The following is a 22,832-nucleotide window of genomic DNA, read 5'->3' as shown; positions in this document are numbered from 1 at the left end:
ATTGGCGATTTGCTGGTTTTGCTTTAGCTTAGTGGATTAAAATAACAATTTTTAAGATGTCTGACAAAAATTCCAAGGATCATAACAGCCAATCCGATAACGATGAGGACTTTGGCTTGCCACCGGTCAATGTAACACCATTGGAAGGAGCTAAAGCAGCCGGGTCAATTTCAAGCTCAGGAAAGAAAAAATCTGCTAAGCCATCCAAAAATAATCCTCCGGCAGAAGAAGAAAAGAAAGACAATACAGGTGGTATCTTTTTGATCATTTTATTGCTGATATTGTTCTTGGGTTTCGGGCTATATTATTTCGGTCTTTTTGATACACTCGATCAGCAACCATTAAAAAATACAGCCAGTACGAATCAAGTTGAAAAGCCAGCACCTGCGGCCAAAGAAGAAGTTCCGGAAGCGGTAGTTGAGGAATCTGAACCTGCAGAAGAAACAACTCCACAATTGATAGAAATTGATGCTAGAGAGGCTGCACCTAGGTATTTTTTAGTGGTAGGAAGCTTTATAGATGATGATCTTGCTAGAGATTATTCGGATAAACTCAATAAAGCCGGAGAGAATACGTTTTTGATACATCCTTACGGAAAGATTCATTATTACAGGCTGGCCATTGGGCAGTTTGAAAATGTGGATCTGGCCTTGGAAGCCAGAGAAAGCTTTCAGGACAATTTTGAAGAAAACTTATGGGTTTTGAAATATTAATATGACTTTACTACAAACTTTGTCAACCAGTGATGCCCTTCCGGCTGTAGATTCACTTGCCCTTATGGAAGGCACCGGCTCCAATGATATTGGTCTATTAGATTTAATGATCAAGGGGGGCTATATGATGATTCCACTTTATTTACTTTTTATCCTGGCCATTTTTATTTTCGTAGAACGCATCATCACCCTAAAAAAGGCATCAAAGACGCCTAAAGGAATGATAGACCAAGTGAAAATGATGGTTCAAAGTGGAAATATTGAGCAAGCAAAAATGGTATGCCAAGGTGAAGAGACACCGGTAGCCCATATGATTTCCAAAGGATTGGAGAGAATAGGGAGCCCCCTTAAAAACATTGAAGTAGCCATAGAAAATGTAGGTAAAATAGAAATCTATAAGCTAGAGAAAAACCTTGGCCTTTTGGCTACTGTCTCCGGTGCTGCGCCTATGATCGGTTTCCTAGGAACTGTTGCTGGCATGATTCGTGCTTTTATAGGAGTAGCCCAAGAGGAGGGAATGGTTTCTCCAAAATTGCTTTCTACCGGTATATATGAAGCAATGATTACGACTGCCACAGGATTGGTGGTAGGGATTGTGGCTTATTTGGGCTACAATTATTTGGTAACCAGGGTTTCCAAATTGATCCACAATATGGAGTACACTACGATTGAGTTTATCGATCTTTTACAGGATAAAAAGTAATATGGCACTTCAGTCAAAAAATAAGATAGAAACTAGTTTCAGCATGTCGTCCATGACGGATATTATCTTTCTATTGCTTATATTTTTTATGCTTACCTCATCCTTTATTACCCCTTCGGGTCTTCCGGTAAATTTACCTTCCAGCGAAAGTTCAGACATCGTTATGCAAGAGGTGACCGTTAGTATTACAAAGGACTTACGATTTGCTGTCAATGACAAGCAGGTAAGTAGAGATCAGGTGAAAGCCGAACTAACCAGCTTATTGAATGAGAACAAAGGCTATGTGGTATTGCATATAGACAAAGAAGTTCCTGTAGAATACCTGGTAGAAATTGGGGGAATTGCTGCAAGTTTGGATGCCAATGTAACCATTGCAACACAACCGTTTAAGTAAAGAATGGAAATTTGGGAGGACCATAAAGCTACAGTAGAGAACAATAGAAAAGCAATTATCATTACTTTAATCATTAATGTAATGTTATTGATTGGCTTTTATTTTATTATGGTGTGGAAGCAACCTGATCCACCCATGTCTCAATTTGGACTAGAGTTAAACCTGGGTTTTTCAGATATGGGATCCGATGCAAAACCCACAGAAACACCCCCTTCTACAAGTCAAGAAACGGCCGAAGAGGCACCGGCCCCGGGTGAACCGGCACCTGAACCAACAGAAAATATAACACCTGTAAGCCCACCGCAATCGAATCCTTCTCCAGCTGAGGTTCAAAAAAGTGAGCCAAAAATTGAAGCTGTTTCTAAAGCACCTAGTCCGGTAAAAGCAGAACCCAAGCCGGTAGAAAAGAAGGAAAGTATTAAGGAAACCACAAAAAAGGCAGAAGTACCTGTAAAAAGTGAACCTGAAGAAGAACCACAACCTGAAAAAGTTGAAAAGCCAGAACCTAAAGTTGACCCCAGAGCCATATTTGGAGCGGGTGGGACCACAGGAAGCGGGAATCAAGCAACAACCGGAAGCAGTCAGGGAACCAGTTCCCAGACAGGGGATGAAGGTAAGCCAAATGGCACCATAGATGGGCGATCCATTTTACAGTCCGGTAAAGGAAATACCGGAGATGGGGCCGGGTATGACCTGGACCTGGCAGGTTGGGATTTTGCCTCCAAACCCAATATCCAAGACCGGGTGTCCAATAGGAATGGCAAAATTGTCTTTAACATTACCATCAATGATAGCGGAAGGATTGTACAGGCCATTCCAGATACTTATAATGTAAGTAATGAAGTATTGAATTATTACCGGAAAGTAGTCAACAGCCTGACTTTTAAACCACAAAGTGGAAATACCATTGCTGAGTATTCCAAAGGAAAAATCACCTTTATTATCCGCGTAGATTAATTAATCCCCATGAATTATCAAACTTCCCTGGACTTTCTGTTTCAGGCCTTGCCCATGTTTCAGCGGGTTGGAGGTGCTGCTTTTAAAAAAGACTTAAGCAATACCCTAAAACTTTGTGCCCACCTCGGAAACCCCCAACATAAATTCAAAAGTATTCATATTGCCGGAACCAATGGAAAAGGTAGTACAGCTCATGCACTGGCGGCTGTACTGCAAGCTGCAGGATATACCACCGGCCTTTATACTTCTCCACATCTAAAATCCTTTAGAGAGCGAATCAAAATAAATGGAATAGAAATCCCCGAAAATGAGGTCGTACAGTTTGTTGAGGCCAATAAAGATTATCTACTGGAACTGAAGCCTAGTTTTTTTGAAATGACCGTGGCTCTCTCTTTCGCTTATTTTGCCAAACAAGGAATCGATTATGCAGTAATCGAAACAGGTATGGGAGGAAGATTTGACAGTACAAATGTGATCCATCCGCTATTAAGTATCATTACCAATATAGGTTTTGACCATGAGCAGTTTCTGGGAGATACCTTAAATAAAATTGCATTTGAGAAAGCAGGGATTATCAAAGAACATGTGCCGGTAGTAATTGGACAAACCCATGATAAGACAGCTAGTGTTTTCCGCTCCATTGCCGCTGATCGTAAGGCCAATATTATCTTTGCAGATCAATCTTTGAAAGTAAATTTTACCGGATACAATAGACAATCTAAAGATAAAAGCCTGGCCCAATATTCACTTTCCGGTAGTGCAGCTACTGTAGCCAATTTAGAATTGGATCTACTGGGGAGTTACCAAGCCAAAAACCTCCCGGCAATTATAGTGGCCTTAAATCAATTGAATGCATTGGGTTTGCAACTGCATCCCGAACATATAAAAGAGGGCTTGTCCCATATTATCACTAATACCGGACTGAAAGGGCGTTGGCAAATTCTCTCTTCAGAACCACTAACCATATGCGATACAGGCCATAATGCAGATGGGATTCAGGAAATTATTGACCAGCTGTCGGTATTAAAAGGGCAGCAAAAGCTTTACATGATTTTGGGAATGGTAAAAGACAAGGCCCATTATAAGGTGCTTGAAAAACTACCCAAAGATGCCGAATATTTCTTTTGTCAGGCAGACCAACCACGGTCAATGCCAGCCAGGGAACTTCAAAGTTTAGCGACTGAGTTGGGTTTGAAAGTGGAGGTTATTGAGAATGTTAATCAAGCCAGAATGGCAGCAGAAAAAAAGGCAACAAAAGAGGATTTAATTTTTATAGGAGGAAGTACCTTTGTTGTGGCAGAAATAAATGATTTATAATAATGGGAAGAAATAAACTAGAGCGGTTTAGGCAAAATGAAGAAAATGCCAATGTGGTTCAACCGGGAAAAGACATTTTTGAAAAGATCAAGGGAAATTGGAAATCCATGCAGTTTAAAAGTGAGGCTCCTTTGGTGGTAGAACTGGCTTGTGGAAGGGGAGAGTTTACCGTAGGGCAGGCCAGGGTTGATGCTTCAAAAAATTTTGTTGGGGTGGATATCAAAGGCTCTAGAATTTGGAAAGGCAGTAGCATTGCCATCGCAGAAGGTTTAGAGAATGTGGCTTTTTTAAGAACTCAAATTGAGCTTTTGGAAGATTCATTTGAGGAAAAAGAGGTTGATGAACTCTGGATAACCTTTCCTGATCCACGCCCCAAAGACAGAGACGAAAGGAAAAGACTTACATCTCCTAAGTTTTTAGAAATGTATAAAAAAATCATGGGCCGGGAAGGGCATGTACAATTCAAAACAGATAATACCGGACTTTATGAATATACCTTCGACTTGTTTGAAAGCAGAGAGGACATTGTCATTTATAAAAATACACGAGACTTTTACCAATCCGAATGGAAAGACATCCATCATGGCATCATGACGCGTTACGAGAAGATGTTTATGGACAAAGGAGAAACAATTAAATACATTGAATTTGGCTTTAAAGAAGCCTAATCTTCAATTTCCAGGGTTTCTAGAATATCAGCCAATTCATCAAAATCTTTAATTCCCGGTCTGATTTCATGGCCGGCTTTCATGCTGATACCCTTGATCCGGGTTTGGTCCAATAGCTGCTCAATATTCTGTTCATCAAAACCAAATCCAAGCAGTAAATCACATTTCTCAGCAATAGTTTTAAGTTTATCATGAATTGCAGGACTTATTTCCAGTGCTTGGTCTGCTTCTAGGTTCAACATCACATTGTTTTCCTTCAGTGTGACAGCATAATCCATAAGGTCATCCAGGTCTGCTTCGTTATTGATGTTTCTTTTATAAATTAAGCCGTAACTGGAATTTTTAAGCATGGGAAGGTGCAGTTTTTCTTCTATTTGAATGTAAGCAAACCCCTCATATTGAGCCAATGTTTCTAAGATTTGAGCAGGATGGCTGTTTGAAAACTCAGCAACATATTCCAGGCCGGATAGCCAATCGGTTATTTCTTTGAATGCGGTAGGGCTAACAAAGTATTCATTTTCATTTTCCAGAGAAAAACCCATTAAGTCTACATACATTCCCGAGCAATAACGTGCATCGCTTAAGTTGTTAACATTACTTATCTTTACAAAAGTTTTTAAAGCCATTTTATTTTAGTGGATTATTTGCGTAATTTTCAATTGAATTCAAAGATAGAAAATGAAAATTTTTAATAAAAGGTATTGGTTGCTACCCCTCCTTATTTTTATGGGAAGCTGTGCCGAGGAGACTGAAGATCCTGAATTGATTTCTTCCACCTATTTTCCTTTGGAAATTGGTACATATTGTGAGTATAGCGTAGTGGAAACGGTTTACTTTGGTGAAAATGACTTTGAAACGGCGAATTATTATTATAGGGATGAACTAAAAGACTTCTATTTGAATGAGATGAATGAAATGGTGTATTTGTTTCACCGCAATAAGTCACCGGATAGAAGCGAATGGGCCAATGAAGAAGTTTATACGGCTAGTTTTAAACAAAATAGAATCATCAGAAATTTCAATAATCAACAAGAAGTCATCCTCGTATATCCGGTAAGTTTGGATTTTAGTTGGAATGGAAACAGCTACAATAATAATGGGGAAGAAAATTATTTTATTGAAAGTATTGGCAGCTATATTTTAAATGAATTTGCTTTTTCGGACGCTGTAAAAGTTAGAAAAAGTGATGAAGATGATTTGATCACCATTCGGGACAATAGATATGAGGTATTTGTAAATAATATTGGGATGGTGGAATATTACTATGAAGTATTTCAATACTGCTCTAGAAACGACTGTTTGGGTGAACAAATCATTCAAGAAGGCCGTTCTACTCATATGAGGCTTATTGACTATGGTGAAATTTAGTACAGCACTAGCGCTTTTTATTTTTTTAACAATTGCCAATGTGCTGGCTCAAGACAGGTATGCTGTGCACTATAAGTATAAACCGGATGCGGCTTTAAGCCTTGAACAAGCTGAAGGTTTGCTAAGCCCAAAAAGTATTGAAAGAAGAGTTAGAGATAATATATTATTGGACAGCACAGACTTACCTGTTTCTTCAAAATACATAGCAACCATCAGTCCTTATGTGGATCGCTTTATTTATCATTCCAAATGGCTAAATGCATCCATCATACAGGCATCTGAAGAAGCCATTAAAGACATTTCCTCGCTTGACTTTGTTAGTGAAGTCAATCTTGTAGCCAAGGGAGAAGTTGGCACTTTGGAAAGAAGTACCAAGAATTATAAAGTTAAAAAGAAAAAAAAGCGCAAGAACCGTGCTGTAGCCCCTTCAGATTTTGAATTTCAAAACAGCATTTTGGGTATTTCAGCCATGCATAAAGCAGGATTTACCGGAAAAGGAGTTTTGGTTGCCATTTTTGATGCGGGATTTTTAAATGTAGACAAGATACCAGCCTTTGAACACCTGTTTACTGAACAGAAAATTTATGCCACGAAAGATTTTGTCTTGCCTGGTTCTGACAATGTGTATAAGGCAGACACGCATGGAACCGGCACCCTGTCACTTATGGCTTCCTACGATCCGGAAAACCTAATTGCCGGAGCCTATGGAGCCAGCTATATCTTATGTATAACTGAGGATGTAGATTCAGAATATAGAATTGAAGAGTACAATTGGGTGAAAGCCGCTGAATATGCCGATAGCCTGGGAGTGGAATTGATCAATAGTTCCTTGGGGTACAATTATTTTGATGATAATGCGATGAATTACTCTAAAGAAGATCTTGATGGGAAAACGGCAATCATTACCAGAGGAGCCCATATGGCAGCTGAAAAAGGTATTTTAGTGGTCAGTAGTGCCGGTAATGAAGGAAATATTAGTTGGAAAACCATTACCGTACCTTCAGATGCAGAGAATATTCTATCTATAGGAGCCATCAACAGCAACTTTAAAAAGGCAGGGTTTAGTTCTATTGGGCCAAGTGCTGACAATAGAATCAAACCGGAATTGGTGGCTTATGGAACGGGCGTTACCCTTTGGCGAAAAGAAGAGGGAACAAGTAATTCCAGTGGTACTTCATTTTCCGCCCCACAAGTGGCAGCTTTGGCCGCAGGATTAAGAGAAGCAAATCCCACATGGACCAATAAGAAATTGAGAGAACAAATCTTACTAAGTGGATCTCAATTTTATCAGCCGGACAATGAGCTGGGATATGGAGTCCCGGATTTTACAAGGGCCATGTTTGGTAAATTCATCGAAGAAGAAGAGCCGGAAGGTGAATCCACTACAAGGGTGTACCCAAATCCCCTTACCAAAGATGAGTTGCTTATTGAATTTGGGACCTCCATTAACTGCACCATGAAGTTGTTTGCTAGTGATGGAAAGCTGGTAAGTGAGCATGAATTGGAAAGGAGCAAAAGTAATTTCCCCTACAGTGCCAGTATGAAAGTTTTAAACCCCGGAATCTATCTGGTTGAATTACAAGACGATTCCTCAGTATCAACGGTGAAGTTGTGGAAGAAATAAGGAATTGAACTTAAAAATGCCTTTTTTTGTATCCTAAACAACTATTGTATCAACCTAAATACTATCCATATGAATCCATTAATAGCCCCCTCAATATTGGCTGCAGACTTTGCTAATCTTCAGCAAGAAGTTGAAATGATTAATGATTCTGTAGCAGATTACATCCATGTAGACATTATGGATGGTGTATTTGTTCCCAATATTTCTTTTGGTTTGCCGGTGGTGGAAGCCATAAATCGCCATGCAAAAAAGCCATTGGATGTCCACTTGATGATTGTGGAACCGGACAAATACCTGCAAGCTTTTCAAAAAGCCGGCGCAGCTCAGATTACTGTACATTTAGAGGCCTGCCCACACTTGCACCGAACCGTACAAGCAATTAAAGCATTAGATTGTAAAGTAGGCGTTGCGATTAATCCACATACACCTATCAGGTTATTGCAAGATATAGTGAAAGAGGTAGATACCGTTTTAATAATGTCTGTCAACCCCGGTTTCGGTGGACAGGAATTTATAGAAAACACCTATAAAAAAATACATGCTTTGGGAGAATTAATTGTGGAAACAGGTTCTCATGCAAAAATTGAAATTGATGGTGGGGTAAGTTTAGCTAATGCAAAAAAACTTTTTGAAGCAGGGGCTAATGTATTGGTAGCAGGTAATTTTGTATTTTCATCAGAAAATCCAACTGAGACTATTAATAAGCTAAAAAGTATTGTTTAAATTCAAAAATTGTCCCTATTAAATAATTTTTAGCGCATTTTTTTGTTCATTGTTTGTTAAATTGGTTGATTCTGATTTAATTCGAGGGTATAAAGCATTTTATAAATTGAGATAAAATTATGAAGAAATTATTAGGATTGGCCTTTTTATTTGTAGGTCTAATAGGTTTTAATGCACAAGCACAAGACGAAGCTGCTGAAGAAATTACGGATGAGGAAATTGCTAAATTTGCTGCAATGGAAGATTCTGTAATGGCTTTTTATGAACAAAAGAATGCAGAATTGGTATCTATGATCAAAGACAATGAGGTGATAGATGGTGCTGCCCGTTACAATGAAATAAAAGGTGCATGGGATGATGAAGCCAAGCTTGCAGAAATTGAAATTACAGATGAGGAGAAAGTTGCTTATGAGGCCATTTTAGAATTTATGGGTTCTTTGAGCACAGAGGTTAGGGAAATGAAAATTGGCTTGATCAAAAATGATGATGTGTTGGGAATTTCCACCTTTAATAAAGTTAATAAAGCCATGAAGGCTAATCCTGAAATTAAGGAAAAAGTGGACAGTGAAATTGCTCAATTGAAAGAAAAAAGAAGCACTGAAGAGGAAGAAAGCCCTTCTGACGCAGGATGATATTATTTATTTTCTGTAGAGATAATAAAAAAACCCTCATTTGTTGAGGGTTTTTTGATTTTACTGCGTTAGTAAATAAAAGATTGTTTATTGTTATGGAAACTAGAAAGCATTTGTTTTGCCTTTGTGCCTTATTTCTATCCCTACTATTATTTAATACCTATGAAAGCAGGGCACAGGAAGATATTTTTGGGATTGAAAAAAAGATAAAAAGCAGAAAAAGTGACAATGAAGTTGGCAATGCATTTAGGAATGCGGTCAGCAATTTTTCTTTTGAATTATCTTCCGGAGCAGGTTTCCATGAATACCAACTTGATTTTTTGAGTGAGGAGCCTGAAAACTACCCCATCACTGATTTGCAAACCATGGAGGCTCCAGAATTTTCAGGACCGGATACAACATTGTATAGAAGCACAGGCTATGCTTATCCGGTTAATTTAGGCGTTCGCTTAAATTTATTTGACCTTATTAGCATAGGTGGTGGCTATGGAAGAGAATGGGGTAGTTTAGACAGGCTGACAGGAAATGGTAATACATTTGCTTTGGAGCAGGAGAAATACACCTATGATAAATTATATGGTACCGTTGGATTGGTGCTTTGGGATTCCAGAAAACGGATTTCTTTTCTAAGGTGGAAATACCGAAAGTATTCTGAAAGCAACCTTTCTGTACAGGCTCAACTGAGACAGAGGGCCAGACAACATTATCCCTGGAGGTTAACTTTAGAAGGTGAATTTGGTTCTATGACCTTTAAAAAATCTTTAGACCCTCAACTTGCCGTGGTCAAAGGATATTATGGGCTTGGACTTAGGATTGAACGAGATTTGGGCGAATATTCCAAAGTTTTTATAAAACCTGCGGCAGAGTTTAGACCATATGATTATAATATGGTGGATCCCGTAGAAATTCAGGGAGTCAAACAATCTCTTTATACCATACAGCTAGGGGTAGCCATAAGTTTGCCGGGTACCAAACGCTGTAAAATCGCGGGTTGCAAGGTGGTTATGAAGCATTTGCACAATGGGGTTGAATACCGTGGGAGCTCTATTTTCAAAAGGCAGAATAGAAAAGTAGGACAGTGGTATGGCAACTGATTTTAGGCTTTCGAAAGCTACTTTTCCATATTATTTCCTGTTATTAGGAAAATTAACTCTATGAATATAAAAAGGATACCTAATTATTCATTTGTATCAAATATAATATTTTTCTAAACCTTTACTTTTTGCTATCTTGCAGGTTATTAGCGAGAAAATTTAAATATGGCTCAAGGAGAGAACGAGAACATCATCCCGATTAATATTGAGGAAGAAATGCGTGGTGCTTACATCGATTATTCGATGTCTGTAATTGTTTCCAGGGCTTTACCGGACGTAAGGGACGGATTAAAGCCTGTACACCGCAGAATCCTTTATGGAATGCAGGAGTTGGGGGTTTCCCACAACAAGCCTTATAAAAAATCTGCAAGAATAGTTGGTGAGGTATTGGGTAAATACCATCCACATGGAGATTTAGCTGTTTATGAAACTTTGGTTAGAATGGCCCAAACATGGTCGTTGCGATACCCATTGGTAGATCCTCAGGGAAACTTTGGATCAATTGATGGTGATAATCCTGCAGCCATGAGGTATACCGAGGCAAGGTTAAGGAGAATTGCTGAAGAACTGCTTACGGATATTAACAAAGAAACAGTAGATTTTCAGTTAAACTTTGACGATACCTTAAAGGAACCTATCGTCCTTCCGGCAAAAATTCCGGCTTTATTGCTGAATGGTGCTTCGGGGATTGCGGTAGGAATGGCCACCAATATGGCTCCTCATAACCTAGGGGAGGTCATAGACGGAATTCATGCCTATATCGACAACAATGACATCACCATTCCGGAATTAATGGAGCATATTATTGCTCCCGATTTCCCTACGGGAGGGATTATTTATGGCTATAATGGAGTAAAGGCAGCTTTTGAAACCGGTAGAGGTCGGGTAATTTTAAGGGGCAAAGCCACCATAGAGACCAAGTCTTCCGGAAAGGAAATGATCATTATCAATGAGATTCCTTACCAGGTCAATAAGGCATCCATGGTTGAGAAAACCGCTCAACTTATCAATGAAAAGAAAATTGATGGAATTTCTGCCATAAGGGACGAGTCGGATAGACAAGGAATGCGGATTGTTTATGAGCTTAAAAAAGACGCTGTACCCAATGTGGTGCTAAACAACCTTTACAAGCACACCCAACTGCAAACGTCCTTTAGTGTAAACAATGTGGCTTTGGTCAAAGGGAGACCATTCACATTAAACCTTAAAGAACTTATCCTGCATTATGTAGAACATAGGCATGATGTAGTCGTAAGACGAACGGAATACGAACTAAAAGAAGCTGAAAAAAGAGCACATATATTGGAAGGTTACCTGGTAGCCTTAGACAATATTGATGAAGTAATTCAGTTGATCAGAGATTCAAGAGATCCGGAAACAGCCAGAAATGGTTTGATGGAAAAATTTGATCTTTCAGAAATACAGGCACGTGCCATTTTGGACATGAGGTTACAACGCCTTACCGGAATGGAAAGGGCCAAAATTCAGCAAGAATACGATGAGTTGATGAAGCTTATTGAAGAATTGAAAGATATTCTAGCCAATAAGGACCGAAGAATGCAAATCATCAAAGATGAGCTGGAAGAGATTAAAAACCGTTACAATGACGAGAGAAGGACTACCATTGAACACAATGCTGAGGACTTCAATTATGAGGACATGATTCCAAATGAGGAAGTAGTGATCACTGTTTCCAATCAGGGGTATATCAAAAGAACTGTTCTCACAGAATACAAATCTCAAAGCAGAGGTGGTGTAGGCTCCAGAGGCGTCAGTACCAAGGAAGACGATTACACCGTCTATTTATTTACTGCCTTGACGCATAACTATTTGCTGATATTTACTGATCAAGGTAAGCTGTTCTGGCTTAAAACTTATGCCATTCCTGAAGGTAGTAAAACCTCCAAAGGACGCCCCATACAGAACCTTATCAATATAGAAAGCTCCGATAGAATTAGATCTATTATACAGGTTAAAGATCTTGGAGACGTAGACTATATCAACAATAACAATATTGTGATGGTCACCAAAAAAGGGATCATCAAAAAAACCACCCTTGAGCAATACTCCAGACCTAGGACCAATGGAATCATTGCCTTGAATATCAGGGAAGATGATCAGTTGCTAAACGTGGAACTGACCAATGGTGACTCCAATATTGTGATTGCTTCAAGCTCAGGCAGAGCTGTTCATTTCCATGAATCCAATGTGAGACCAATGGGACGGACGGCAACCGGTGTAAAAGCCATCAATCTAGATGGTGGGGAAAACCATGTAATTGGCATGGTTTGTGTTCAAAGAGAAGATGCAACGCTTTTAGTTGTAACTGAGAAAGGATATGGAAAGCGTTCCTTTTTGTCTGAATACAGAATTACCAATAGGGGTGGAAAAGGTGTGAAAGCCATGAACATCACTGAGAAAACCGGTGGTTTGGTAGCCATTAAAGAAGTGGTGGATACCGATGATTTGATGATAATCAATCGTTCAGGTATTACCATTAGGACGCCTGCTGAAGGAATTAGAGTGATGGGCAGAGCTACCCAAGGTGTTAGACTAATTCGATTGAATGAAAATGATGAAATTTCATCTGTAGAGAAAATCGAAAACATTGAAGCAAAAGAACCTGAAGGTGCTGTGGATGGTGAAGCAACTGACGAGACCAATGATTCCGGAAGTGCTCAGACAGGGGGAAATGAAGAAAATCCTAATAACGAATAATAATTGAAACCAATAAAGAACCGCACTAGTAACATGAAAAAATTAATTTTATCGTTGGCTGTGGTGGGCATCGCCTCGACAGTTGCCTTTGGCCAAAAGAAGGTAGTTAGATCTGCTGAAAAAAACCTTAGAAAGGGAAATCTTGAAGAGGCATATACCGAAATAAAAACGGCCACTGCTGATGAGGAAACAGGAGCTCAATCAGATACCTATTTTATCAAAGGTAAAATAGAAACAAAAATGTTTGAAGCAGATTCTTCCAATACTCAAAGCACCGTGGATATGGGGAGAGAAGCGCAAGAAAGTTTTGTTAAAACTTTCGAAATGGAAAACAATGACTCCACAAGCAAAGTAAGTAAAGATTTGTTCAAGGAGGTTTTACCGGATATGCCTGCTAATTTTCAAGGAGAAGGTATTTATCGTTTGAAAAATGCTTCTTTCAACAAGGCCATAGCCAAATATGAAGAAGAAGACATGGAACTATCCCATGAGTTTTTCGCCTTGGCGGCTGACTTGGATCCAAATGATACTTCTATCGTATTCAATGCAGGCTATACTGCCAATATGATTGGCAATACCGAAGCTGCAAAAAAATATTTTACGGAATTATTGGATGTTCCTGAATACAATAAACTCAATGCCTATTACTTTCTGATCCAAATCGCAAGTGCTGAAGACAATGATCCTGAAGAAGCTTACCGTGTGGTAACGGAAGCAAGAGAAGAGTATCCTGACGATAAAGGGTTGGCAGAGTTTGAAATTCAGTTGTTATTACAATTGGACAAAATGGATGAAGCAATGACTTCTATTGAGAAAGCATTGGTAAATGATCCTAATAATCCTGCCATTAGGTTGAGATATGGTTACTTGAAAGAAAAATCAGGTGACATGGAAGGCGCTTTGGAAGAATACAAAAAGACAGTTGAAGCTGATCCTGAATTCTTCGAAGGAAACTATTATGCCGGTGCCATCTACTTGGACAAAGCCCGAAATATCATTACAGAAGTAAATAACCTTTCTGATGATGAGTGGGAAGCTAAATCTGAAACAATGCTTAAAGAAGCTGACGGACTGTATTTAGAAGCATTGCCTTATTTCACTAAAGCTTCTGAATTGAAACCTGACAATACAGATATTATGGAAATTTTATTCCAAATCCATACAAGGTTGAAAAATGAAGCAAAAGCTGAAGAATATAACCAAATGCTTTCCGACAAGCTGGGAGAAAACTGGTTAGAAAGATAATATTTGAAGGTATATAATTTGAAAGGCCCGGGCATATTGTTCGGGCCTTTTTTAATGGTTTTTTTATGATAAGGCTTAGCTTCAAAACTCCTTAATGGCTATTGGGTAACCCTAAGATAACCTGACTTCAAGTAATTTATATCGAATAAATTTTTGTCTTTATGGTTTTTGAAAAGCATACCTTAAATTTATTAAAGTCTTAAATTATCTCTCTTATAGTCTAAAGTTCCTGACCTGTGTTCAATCTAATTGACTATTATTTAAATTTATGTAAATTCAATTAAATGTATTGGTTTTCAATTGTTTAGGAATGACGGAGATTTAGACTCTCTCAGTAATCCTTACTTCCACTCCGAAGGATATTCGTGAAGATTGAGTTCCCATATCCAAGGCAAGTAAAACAAAGCCAAGATTAGAATTAAGACTATTGAAAGTAGATTTAGAAATAAACCAGTCCGCATCATTACCGGTATGGTTAAGTAACCTGATCCAAAAACTACTGCATTGGGAGGCGTGGCTACAGGTAACATAAAAGCACAGGAGGCGGCCATGGTTGCCCCAATCATCAATGCATATGGATGAACACCCATGGCCAAAGCAACGGCAGATAGAATGGGTAAAAGCATGGATGCTGTAGCTACATTGGAAGTGATTTCCGTAAGAAAGTTAACCGCTGCAATAATGATCAGCAAAAACAACCAAAAAGGAACATTATTAAGCAATACAAATTGTTCTCCAATCCAATTGGCTAAACCGGTTTCTTGAAAGGCTTTGGCCAGCGATAATCCACCGCCAAATAAGATTAAAATACCCCAAGGAATCTTCTCAGCCACCTTCCAATCCAATAAGCGCTCATTTTTTTCATTTCCGGCAGGAATTACAAAAAGTAACAATACACCGAAGATGGCGATTATGGTATCGTTCAATACCGGAATATAGGTTTGCAAAATAAAACTTCTAAACATCCAGCAGCAACTCACCATAATAAACACATAAAGCACCCTCCGTTCTTGCAAGCTAATGGGACCTAGTTCCTGCAACTGACGGTTGATCTCTTCTTTACCACCTTCCAGTTGAAGACTTTTAGGAAATTTAAAAGCATAATTCACCAAATAATACCAGCATACAAATAAGAGAGAACTGGCTAAAGGTAAACCAATGAGCATCCATTGGGCAAAGCTGATCTCTATCCCATAGGTACTTTTCACCACGCCGGTTAAAATGATATTGGTGGGTGTACCTATAATGGTGGCAATGCCGCCAATTGATGCACTATATGCAATTCCTAGCATTAAGGATTGACCAAAAGCGTTTTCTGTTCCTTTATTGGACTGAGACATTTGCACCACTACAGCTATGGCAATGGGAAGCATCATTAGGGAAGTGGCTGTATTGGAAATCCACATGGAAAGGAAAGCTGTGGCCACCATAAATCCCAGTACTATTCTTTTTAAATCTGTACCCAAATAAGAGATGATTTTCAGTGCGATTCTTTTGTGAAGATTCCATTTTTCAATGCTCACCGCAATCATAAAGCCTCCCATATATAGCAAAACCATAGGGTCGGAATAGGGGATGGAGGTAGGTTTTAGCTCCATAACCCCTGTAAGGGGAAAGACCACCAAGGGGAGTAGTGCGGTGGCGGCTATTGGAATGGCTTCTGTAATCCACCAAATGGCAATCCAAAATGTAATAGCAAGTAATGAAACACCTTCCGCCGACAGTCCTTCAGGCGCAATACCAAAATATATACCTAGAAAAACAATGGGCCCTAGGAACAACCCGATTTTTTGAGTTTGCATACAATTGATTAAAACCTAAGATTACCTAAAATTGATTAAAATCGAAAGCATTCTTTATAGTAATGGTCGGTCAATTTAATTGGAGACCAAATTTTCTAGCTTTGCAATTCCTTTTATAAATGATCTCAATTGTTTTACAGCAGATTAAGGAGGTTTATGTATTATTATTAAAAATAAATGAAAAAATTCACTAATATTGAGGTCATTCAAAAGCAAAATCAATAAACTTCTTTTGCTTGCGCTTAGTGAAAGAAAAAAACTTATGGTCAGATTCAAGCCCAAATTTATGAAGCGAATTACAAGTTTAATTTTAATAGGCATTCTATCATTTTTTGCCTTCCAATGTGGCCAAGATGGGCCCAAGCTCACCTTAAATAAGGGAGATCATATCATCCTGATTGGTAATAACCTGGGATCAAGAATGATGAACTATGGTCATTTTGAAACAGAAATGCATGTTCGTTATCCGGATTCTTTATTGTACATAAGGAATATGAGTGATGGAGGCGATACGCCGGGTTTTAGACCCCATGCGGGGAGAGTTTCCCCCTGGGCTTTCCCCGGGGCTGAAGAATTTCAGGACGAATTGGCTACTAAATCAGGCAGTGAAGGTCATTTTGAAACACCTGATGAATGGATCAAGCGGCATGAAGCAGACATCATCATTGCCTTCTTTGGCTACAATGAGTCCTTTGAAGGTGAAGAGGGTTTAGAAATGTATAAAAAAGAATTGGAAGCCTTTATTAATCATACAAAAAACACTGTTTACAACGGTGAAGCTCCACCTCAGCTTGCTTTGGTGTCTCCAATCGCTTTCGAAGACCTAAGTGGTGATTTTGATTTGCCAAATGGAGAAAAAGAAAACAAGAATCTGAAAATGTATACGGATGCAATGAAGGAAGTTGCAGACAGAAATCAGGTCTTGTTTGTGGATGCTTATTCACCTTCTTCTTCCTGGTTTTCTTCTGCAGATGAATACCTCACTATAGATGGTTTTCAGTTGACAGAAGAAGGATATAAAAAGTTTTCAGCTTTTTTAACTGATAAAGTATTCGGTTCAGACAAGGCGGTAGCGGAAGATAATAGAGCAGCCATTCATGCCGCAGTAAAAGAAAAGAACTGGATGTGGCAAAATGATTATAAGATTCCAAACGGGGTCCATGTTTTTGGTAGAAGGTACAATCCCTTTGGCCCGGACAATTATCCCTATGAATTGAAAAAAATCCGTCAAATGACGGAAAATAGAGACCAAGCCATTTGGAAAGCCAATCAAGGCGAGCAATTTGACCTGGCCAAAGCAGATGAAAGTACCATAGAGCTTCCTGAGGTTGAAACCAACTATAATCCTGAAAAAAATGGAAACTTAGAATACCTTTATGGACAGGACGCTTTGGATAAATTTACCGTAGCAGAAGGTTATAAGGTAGAATTATTTGCTTCTGAAAAAGAATTTCCGGATTTGGCCAATCCTGTTCAAATGACCTTTGATACCAAAGGTAGATTGTGGGTGTCTGTAATGCCAAGTTATCCGCATTACAAACCGGGAGATCCTAAACCAAATGACAAGATCTTAATTTTAGAAGATACAGATAAGGATGGGAAAGCAGACAAACAAACCGTTTTTGCTGACAGTTTGCATTTACCTATAGGAATGGAGATTGCTCCCGAAGGGGTTTACCTCTCTCAAGGCACTAATTTTATCATCCTAAAAGATGAAGATGGTGATGATTATGCGGAAAAAAGAGAAATTCTATTAAGTGGATTTGACGATCATGATACCCACCACAATATTTCTGCCTTTGTAACAGATCCTTCAGGAGCCATATATATGGGCGAAGGGGTTTTCCTGCATACAGATGTAGAAACACCATATGGCCCTGTTAGGGCTACCAATGGCGGTTTTTACCGGTACAATCCAGCTAGAAGAAGATTGGAAAGAACAGCACAACTTCCTATTCCAAACCCTTGGGGAATTGCTTTTGATGATTGGGGACAGAATTTCTTTGCCGAGACTTCCGGACCTGATGTTCGATGGATGATGCCGGGATCAGTGAAGTCACGTTACGGTGAAGGAAATCACAAAGGGCCAAACTTGATCGAAGATGCTCACAGGGTAAGACCAACCTCAGGATTGGAATTTGTATCCAGTAGACATTTTCCTGAAGAAGTTCAGGGAGACTTGTTGATCAACAATACCATCGGATTTTTGGGTATGAAAATGCACCGAATGGTGGAAGACGGCACAGGATATGACAGTGAACACAGGGTGGACCTTATCAAAAGTAGCGATGGGAATTTCAGGCCGGTTGATATGGAATTTGCTCCGGATGGTTCCCTATACTTCGTAGACTGGCACAATATATTGGTAGGCCACATGCAGCACAATGCTAGGGATCCATTGAGAGACCATGTACATGGAAGGATTTATAGAATCACTTATCCATCAAGGCCTTTGGTGACTCCTCCAACTATTGATGGTGCATCCATTGAAACTTTATTGGACAATTTGAAATTGCCTGAGTTTAGGGCCAGATATGCCACGAGAATAGAGCTAAGAGGTAGAGATACCGAAGAGGTTTTGTCTAAAATGAAAACATGGATTGCCAACTTAGATGAAAACGAACCCAGGTATGAACATCATTTATTGGAAGGCTTATGGGTTAGCTGGGGGCTAAATGCTATAGATCAGGACTTGTTGAAAAAATTAATGGATTCTGAAGACCATCGAGTAAGAGCGGCAGTCGCTAGAATTCTACGCTATACCGGTCATCAAGTAGCTGACCAGGTAGACTTACTTAAAAAGGCTGCCGCTGATCCTCATGGACGTGTTAGACTGGAAGCCATAGTAGCTGCTTCCTGGCTAGACAAAGAAGATGGATTGGCCATTTTGGAAATAGCCAATGAAAACCCAATGGATGATTGGATGCAAAAACCATTTGAGACTTCTTTGGCACACCTGAATGATATGTCGGTCAAAAATTTGGTAATCAACCCGGATGGATCTGTGGTATTCCAACAAGCATCTGAGGAAGCCAAGGCAACCAATTCAAGGTTGAAAGGTGAAGAACTTACGCTTTTCCAAATGGGTAAAACCATTTACAGCAAAGAAGGTTTTTGCATTACTTGTCACCAACCTGATGGCAAAGGTTTGAGTGCTTCAGGATTCCCACCATTGGCCGGGACCAAATGGGTAAATGGAGATGAAGAAAGGTTTATTAAGATTGTCTTGAATGGATTGATGGGACCAATTGAAGTATTGGGCAAGGAATATCCCGGTCAGGTACCCATGACCCCATATGCCGGTATGCTTAACGACAAGGAAGTTGCAGCAGTGATCACCTATGTAAGAAATAGCTTTGGCAATGAATCCTCGGCAGTAAGTCCGGATAAGGTGAAGGCCGTAAGGGCCGCCACCAAAGACAAAACAGGATTCTATTCTCCTACCGAGCTATTGCAAGAGCACCCAATGGAAGAATAGAAATAATTTGAAGATAGATTTGGAATTATAAGAGCCAGATATTACTCCAAATTAAATAAATTTTAAAAGCCAGTTCATTGTTTGAACTGGCTTTTTTATTTCCTTTCTTAGTCTAAACATCAACAGGCTCAAGGTCCGGCGGATAAAATTATTTTGGCTTGCTGCGCTTGGTGAATTAAAAAAAAATAGTCAGTTGGATGGCTTTTCCGTTTCACTATAGGGATGCTATCAAAGAGAATTTCCTGAAGAAAATAATGCTTACCTACTTTCCAAACATTAATTGATAGTAATATTTAAATCTGTATAATGTGCCCCATTTCCACATCTTACTAAAATCCTTTTCTCTTATTTTACCTAAAGCTCTAAGTCGGTAATAATCAACAATAGGATGATAAATGAAAGAATAAATAAAAGCAGCGATAACAAATTGACCGGTAGATATATATCCTTCTAACCAGGGGTACAGTATTAATACGAACGTAGCATTAGCCACTAGATGGTATATTAAATTGTTTTTCATAACTCTTTCATATTCTAGCCAACCAAATACAAGTGTTCGTTTCGTAAATATGGTATCTACTATTAATATAGTGAATTTATTCTGTAATTAAAATGTAAATTCTCGAAACCCTTATGTCTGCTAAATAAAATCAGTATAAGACATACTTACCGGAATAAAATGCTCATCTACTTGTACTTGGTGTCGTTCTATTTTATTAATCCTATTTTTATTGACCATAAAGGACCTATGGGTACGGATAAAATAGGAGGGAAGTAGCTTTTCCAATTCTTTAAAAGTCATCCTACTCATTATCTTTTCATTTTTCAATTGCAGGCTAACGTAATTTCCTGAGGCTTCACAGAACAATAGCTCATAAAAATTCACCCTTTGTTGGCTGTCTGTAGTCTTGATAAATACAAACTCAGGTTCTTCTGAAGGTTGCAAAGCTTTCCAATCTCTTGCTTTTTGACAGGCTTTTAAAAAGCGACTTAGGGGAAATGGCTTTAAAAGGTAATCCAGTGCATTGAGTTCAAAGCCTTTTACAGCGTATTCTGAATAGGCGGTGGTAAAGATAACCATGGTGGATTCAGGAAGCATGGCCATCAGGTCGATTCCTGAAATATCAGGCATATTGATGTCCAGGAAAATAAGGTCTACCGGTTGTTGGCTTTGGTATTCTAGTCCCTGAATGCCATCAGAAAAAACGGCTTCCAGACTTATGAAAGGAACTTTGGAGGCGTGGGATTTGATTACCTCCAAAGCCATTCGCTCATCATCAATTGCTATTGCTTTTAACATAAAGTTAAATTTGTACTAGGTAATAGAAGGTCTTCAGGTTAAATCAATCTAGTTGTAAGGAGAAATGTACGAAAAATTCACTTTCATTGGAAATGGTGGAAAGACTATACTTTCCGGAATAATAGTGTTGCAGTCGCTTTCTTACATTTTCCAATCCTATCCCGGATTCATCTTTGGGATCATCCGTCACTTTTTTTGGATGGATACTATTGACCAAATCCAGGTGTACCGTTCCTTGCATACAGCGTAGGTTGATCCTTATCCAAGACTTGTTTTTGGTGCTAATGCCATGCTTGAATGCATTTTCTACAAAAGGTATCAGCAACATGGGAGCTATATTCCCATCACATTCAGCTGTTGGTAATTTAAAATCAACCGAGAGGTTCTCTTCATTCTCAAAACGTAGCATTTGAAGGTCCAAGTAGTTTTTAACATACTCAATTTCTCTTTTTAGGGGGATTTTATCTTGTTGGTTTTCATGAATCATAAAGCGCATCATGTCTCCAAGTTTTTGAACCCCATCTGCAGTTCTCTCAGCGTTTTCCATCAATGCAGTACCGTAAAGTGTATTCAATGCATTGAACAAGAAATGGGGATTGATTTGCGATTTAAGAAAGCTTAAATTGGCCGAGCCCACATTTACTTTATGGCTTAGGTTTTTAATTTGACCTACCAACCCAAAATACTTTTCAAAAGCAAGATTGGAGAGGGGGATAATAACCAGTTGGATCAATAAACCGATGCCCAGACCAATTAAAAGTGGAATTTCTTCCTGTTCAACTAAGCCAATAAAAATAAATGTACCTGGGAGGATGAATAATAAAGTAATATTAAACCAGTTGGCAGCCTTTCTTTTTCCCGCCTGTCGTTTTTTATAAATAAGGAAATAATTATAAACCAATATCAAAACAATTGTTGGTAGTGCAAAGGCCAATACAAGGGCGATCCCCCTATGCACAAGCTCATTAACCTGGAGAAGGAATAATGTCAGAAAAAACAAAATACTACCTAGGCGAATTGAATTGTAGGGTTGAAAATCCTTCATTTTTGGAGGGGTCAACACTTGCTTCAAAAAGATCACCCAAACCAAATAGCCTAAATAAATGGCCATTATTTTAAAATAGTAGGCCGTAAAAGGAGCTTCAGTAATATTTGCTCCATCAGAAAATAAAGTAATGATGATGTAGGAGAAAATGGCAATTAAAACGCTTAGTATAATCAAGCGTGCCATTTTTTTATTCTTTAGGTAATTAGGTATCAGTACCTTATGAAACAGGAAAAAGACTAGAAATAATAGTAGCGGAATAATAATTTTGGCGAAATAGCTAATTAAACCATCATTAATCAAAAGATAACCCCCATTACCTGCACTGAGTATATTGACCAAAACAATTATCAGAAAGACCAGGGTAACGATCCACCATTCGATTTGCCGAAATGCCAAAGGTTTATTTTTCATATTTGTTCAATTTATAAATTAAAATTTAAACCGAATATTTTGCATTCGGTTCTGAGTGGGTTTATTTGATTGGAATATTTATGGGCAGCATAAGCCAGGTAGATATTGTACAGCAAGCCTGCAATAATCAATAGTATAAAACATTTTTTGTTGGTTTTGGTCATAGCGATTCTTCATTGAAAACATCCGGATCGTGTAATATCAGGTTTAGATGGCTGTTAATATTTACACAAGAATATTCCATTCAGAAGCTTTAATCAAAGAAATGTGACGAAATGGGGAGATTCAGGGATGGAAATGCTCCTAATCGCTATACCGGCGGCTGAGCTTGTCGAAGCCATAGGTTAATGTAAACAATTATAAAAAACGAATCAAATCCTCCCTTTTAAGGTGACTAAGCCTATTCTGACTTTAACCGGGAGGGGATTTGTTGGAAAAACCGAAATTATTTGACGAATCATGTAAGTTTTAAATCCATCGTTTAATCCCTTAATGCGCTTTCGTCAATATGATTTTGTCAGCATTGTTGCTGAAAAAGGGCAACAATGCCGCCAAAATCAAGAACGTATAGCTTTCCATTACCACGGGTTTCACCCGTGGCTATAATAGTTTCAGCCCTTCAGGCTTCTACATTTTA

18 protein-coding genes are annotated in these 22,832 nt (G+C 38.7%); 14 read left to right on the top strand and 4 right to left on the bottom strand.

The window, feature by feature from the left end; genetic code table 11:
* The first annotated feature begins 56 nt into the window (after positions 1 to 56).
* Genes ACYVHJ_RS07895 through trmB form a run of 6 tightly spaced genes read left to right on the top strand, consistent with a single transcriptional unit; the run spans position 57 to position 4,752 of the window.
* The gene (locus ACYVHJ_RS07895) at positions 57 to 713 is read left to right on the top strand and encodes an SPOR domain-containing protein (protein WP_460513849.1); all 657 of its coding nucleotides are present in this window, start codon (positions 57 to 59) and stop codon (positions 711 to 713) included.
* Between the two features lies 1 nt (position 714).
* Positions 715 to 1,416 carry a MotA/TolQ/ExbB proton channel family protein gene (locus tag ACYVHJ_RS07890; RefSeq protein WP_460513847.1) on the top strand — a complete coding sequence of 234 codons (702 nt, stop codon included), beginning with the start codon at positions 715 to 717 and terminating at the stop codon, positions 1,414 to 1,416.
* A 1-nt stretch (position 1,417) separates the two neighbouring features.
* The gene (locus ACYVHJ_RS07885) at positions 1,418 to 1,810 is read left to right on the top strand and encodes an ExbD/TolR family protein (RefSeq protein ID WP_460513845.1); all 393 of its coding nucleotides are present in this window, start codon (positions 1,418 to 1,420) and stop codon (positions 1,808 to 1,810) included.
* Positions 1,811 to 1,813: 3 nt separating this feature from the next.
* Positions 1,814 to 2,767, top strand: coding sequence for an energy transducer TonB (locus ACYVHJ_RS07880; protein WP_460513843.1), 954 nt, complete (start codon positions 1,814 to 1,816; stop codon positions 2,765 to 2,767).
* Between the two features lie 9 nt (positions 2,768 to 2,776).
* Entirely contained in the window at positions 2,777 to 4,084 is a 1,308-nt protein-coding gene (locus tag ACYVHJ_RS07875; protein ID WP_460513841.1) for a bifunctional folylpolyglutamate synthase/dihydrofolate synthase, read from the top strand.
* Between the two features lie 2 nt (positions 4,085 to 4,086).
* Positions 4,087 to 4,752: a tRNA (guanine(46)-N(7))-methyltransferase TrmB gene (gene trmB / locus ACYVHJ_RS07870; RefSeq protein ID WP_460513839.1), complete on the top strand. Its 666-nt coding sequence runs from the start codon at positions 4,087 to 4,089 to the stop codon at positions 4,750 to 4,752.
* On the opposite strand, the gene ACYVHJ_RS07865 is transcribed toward trmB, so the two are convergent.
* Complete coding sequence (locus tag ACYVHJ_RS07865; RefSeq protein WP_460513837.1) at positions 4,749 to 5,378, bottom strand: phosphoribosylanthranilate isomerase; 630 nt, start codon at positions 5,376 to 5,378, stop codon at positions 4,749 to 4,751. The genes trmB and ACYVHJ_RS07865 overlap by 4 nt on opposite strands.
* A 52-nt stretch (positions 5,379 to 5,430) precedes the next feature.
* Between ACYVHJ_RS07865 and ACYVHJ_RS07860 the strand changes: the two genes are divergently transcribed.
* The 7 genes from ACYVHJ_RS07860 to ACYVHJ_RS07830 all read left to right on the top strand — a co-directional run bounded on the left by ACYVHJ_RS07860 (position 5,431) and on the right by ACYVHJ_RS07830 (position 14,156).
* Positions 5,431 to 6,120, top strand: a complete 690-nt coding sequence (locus ACYVHJ_RS07860) for a hypothetical protein (RefSeq protein ID WP_460513835.1) — start codon at positions 5,431 to 5,433, stop codon at positions 6,118 to 6,120.
* A complete protein-coding gene (locus ACYVHJ_RS07855) occupies positions 6,107 to 7,744 on the top strand; it encodes a S8 family serine peptidase (RefSeq protein ID WP_460513833.1) in 1,638 nt (545 codons plus the stop codon). The genes ACYVHJ_RS07860 and ACYVHJ_RS07855 overlap by 14 nt, the downstream gene beginning before the upstream one ends.
* A gap of 69 nt (positions 7,745 to 7,813) precedes the next feature.
* Positions 7,814 to 8,467: a ribulose-phosphate 3-epimerase gene (rpe, locus tag ACYVHJ_RS07850; RefSeq protein WP_460513831.1), complete on the top strand. Its 654-nt coding sequence runs from the start codon at positions 7,814 to 7,816 to the stop codon at positions 8,465 to 8,467.
* 119 nt (positions 8,468 to 8,586) lie between these two features.
* Positions 8,587 to 9,099 carry a hypothetical protein gene (locus ACYVHJ_RS07845; protein ID WP_460513829.1) on the top strand — a complete coding sequence of 171 codons (513 nt, stop codon included), beginning with the start codon at positions 8,587 to 8,589 and terminating at the stop codon, positions 9,097 to 9,099.
* Positions 9,100 to 9,194: 95 nt separating this feature from the next.
* Positions 9,195 to 10,193 carry a hypothetical protein gene (locus ACYVHJ_RS07840; protein ID WP_460513827.1) on the top strand — a complete coding sequence of 333 codons (999 nt, stop codon included), beginning with the start codon at positions 9,195 to 9,197 and terminating at the stop codon, positions 10,191 to 10,193.
* A gap of 165 nt (positions 10,194 to 10,358) precedes the next feature.
* Entirely contained in the window at positions 10,359 to 12,911 is a 2,553-nt protein-coding gene (gene gyrA / locus ACYVHJ_RS07835; protein WP_460513825.1) for a DNA gyrase subunit A, read from the top strand.
* A gap of 33 nt (positions 12,912 to 12,944) precedes the next feature.
* Positions 12,945 to 14,156 carry a tetratricopeptide repeat protein gene (locus ACYVHJ_RS07830; RefSeq protein ID WP_460513823.1) on the top strand — a complete coding sequence of 404 codons (1,212 nt, stop codon included), beginning with the start codon at positions 12,945 to 12,947 and terminating at the stop codon, positions 14,154 to 14,156.
* A gap of 341 nt (positions 14,157 to 14,497) precedes the next feature.
* Here ACYVHJ_RS07830 and ACYVHJ_RS07825 read toward each other — a convergent pair whose 3' ends face one another.
* A complete protein-coding gene (locus ACYVHJ_RS07825; protein ID WP_460513821.1) occupies positions 14,498 to 15,958 on the bottom strand; it encodes an SLC13 family permease in 1,461 nt (486 codons plus the stop codon).
* Between the two features lie 286 nt (positions 15,959 to 16,244).
* Here ACYVHJ_RS07825 and ACYVHJ_RS07820 point away from each other — a divergent pair, with 286 nt between their 5' ends.
* On the top strand, positions 16,245 to 19,436 hold the full coding sequence (locus ACYVHJ_RS07820; RefSeq protein WP_460513819.1) for a PVC-type heme-binding CxxCH protein: 3,192 nt from the start codon (positions 16,245 to 16,247) through the stop codon (positions 19,434 to 19,436).
* A 640-nt stretch (positions 19,437 to 20,076) separates the two neighbouring features.
* Here ACYVHJ_RS07820 and ACYVHJ_RS07815 read toward each other — a convergent pair.
* Complete coding sequence (locus ACYVHJ_RS07815; protein ID WP_460513817.1) at positions 20,077 to 20,736, bottom strand: LytR/AlgR family response regulator transcription factor; 660 nt, start codon at positions 20,734 to 20,736, stop codon at positions 20,077 to 20,079.
* A 43-nt stretch (positions 20,737 to 20,779) separates the two neighbouring features.
* Positions 20,780 to 22,195: a sensor histidine kinase gene (locus ACYVHJ_RS07810; RefSeq protein WP_460513815.1), complete on the bottom strand. Its 1,416-nt coding sequence runs from the start codon at positions 22,193 to 22,195 to the stop codon at positions 20,780 to 20,782.
* Positions 22,196 to 22,832 lie beyond the last annotated feature (637 nt).

This window comes from Cyclobacterium sediminis (genome assembly GCF_054781075.1).
The sequence above is the reverse complement of the archived record's forward strand: the minus strand, read 5'-3'. Positions and strand labels throughout refer to the sequence as shown.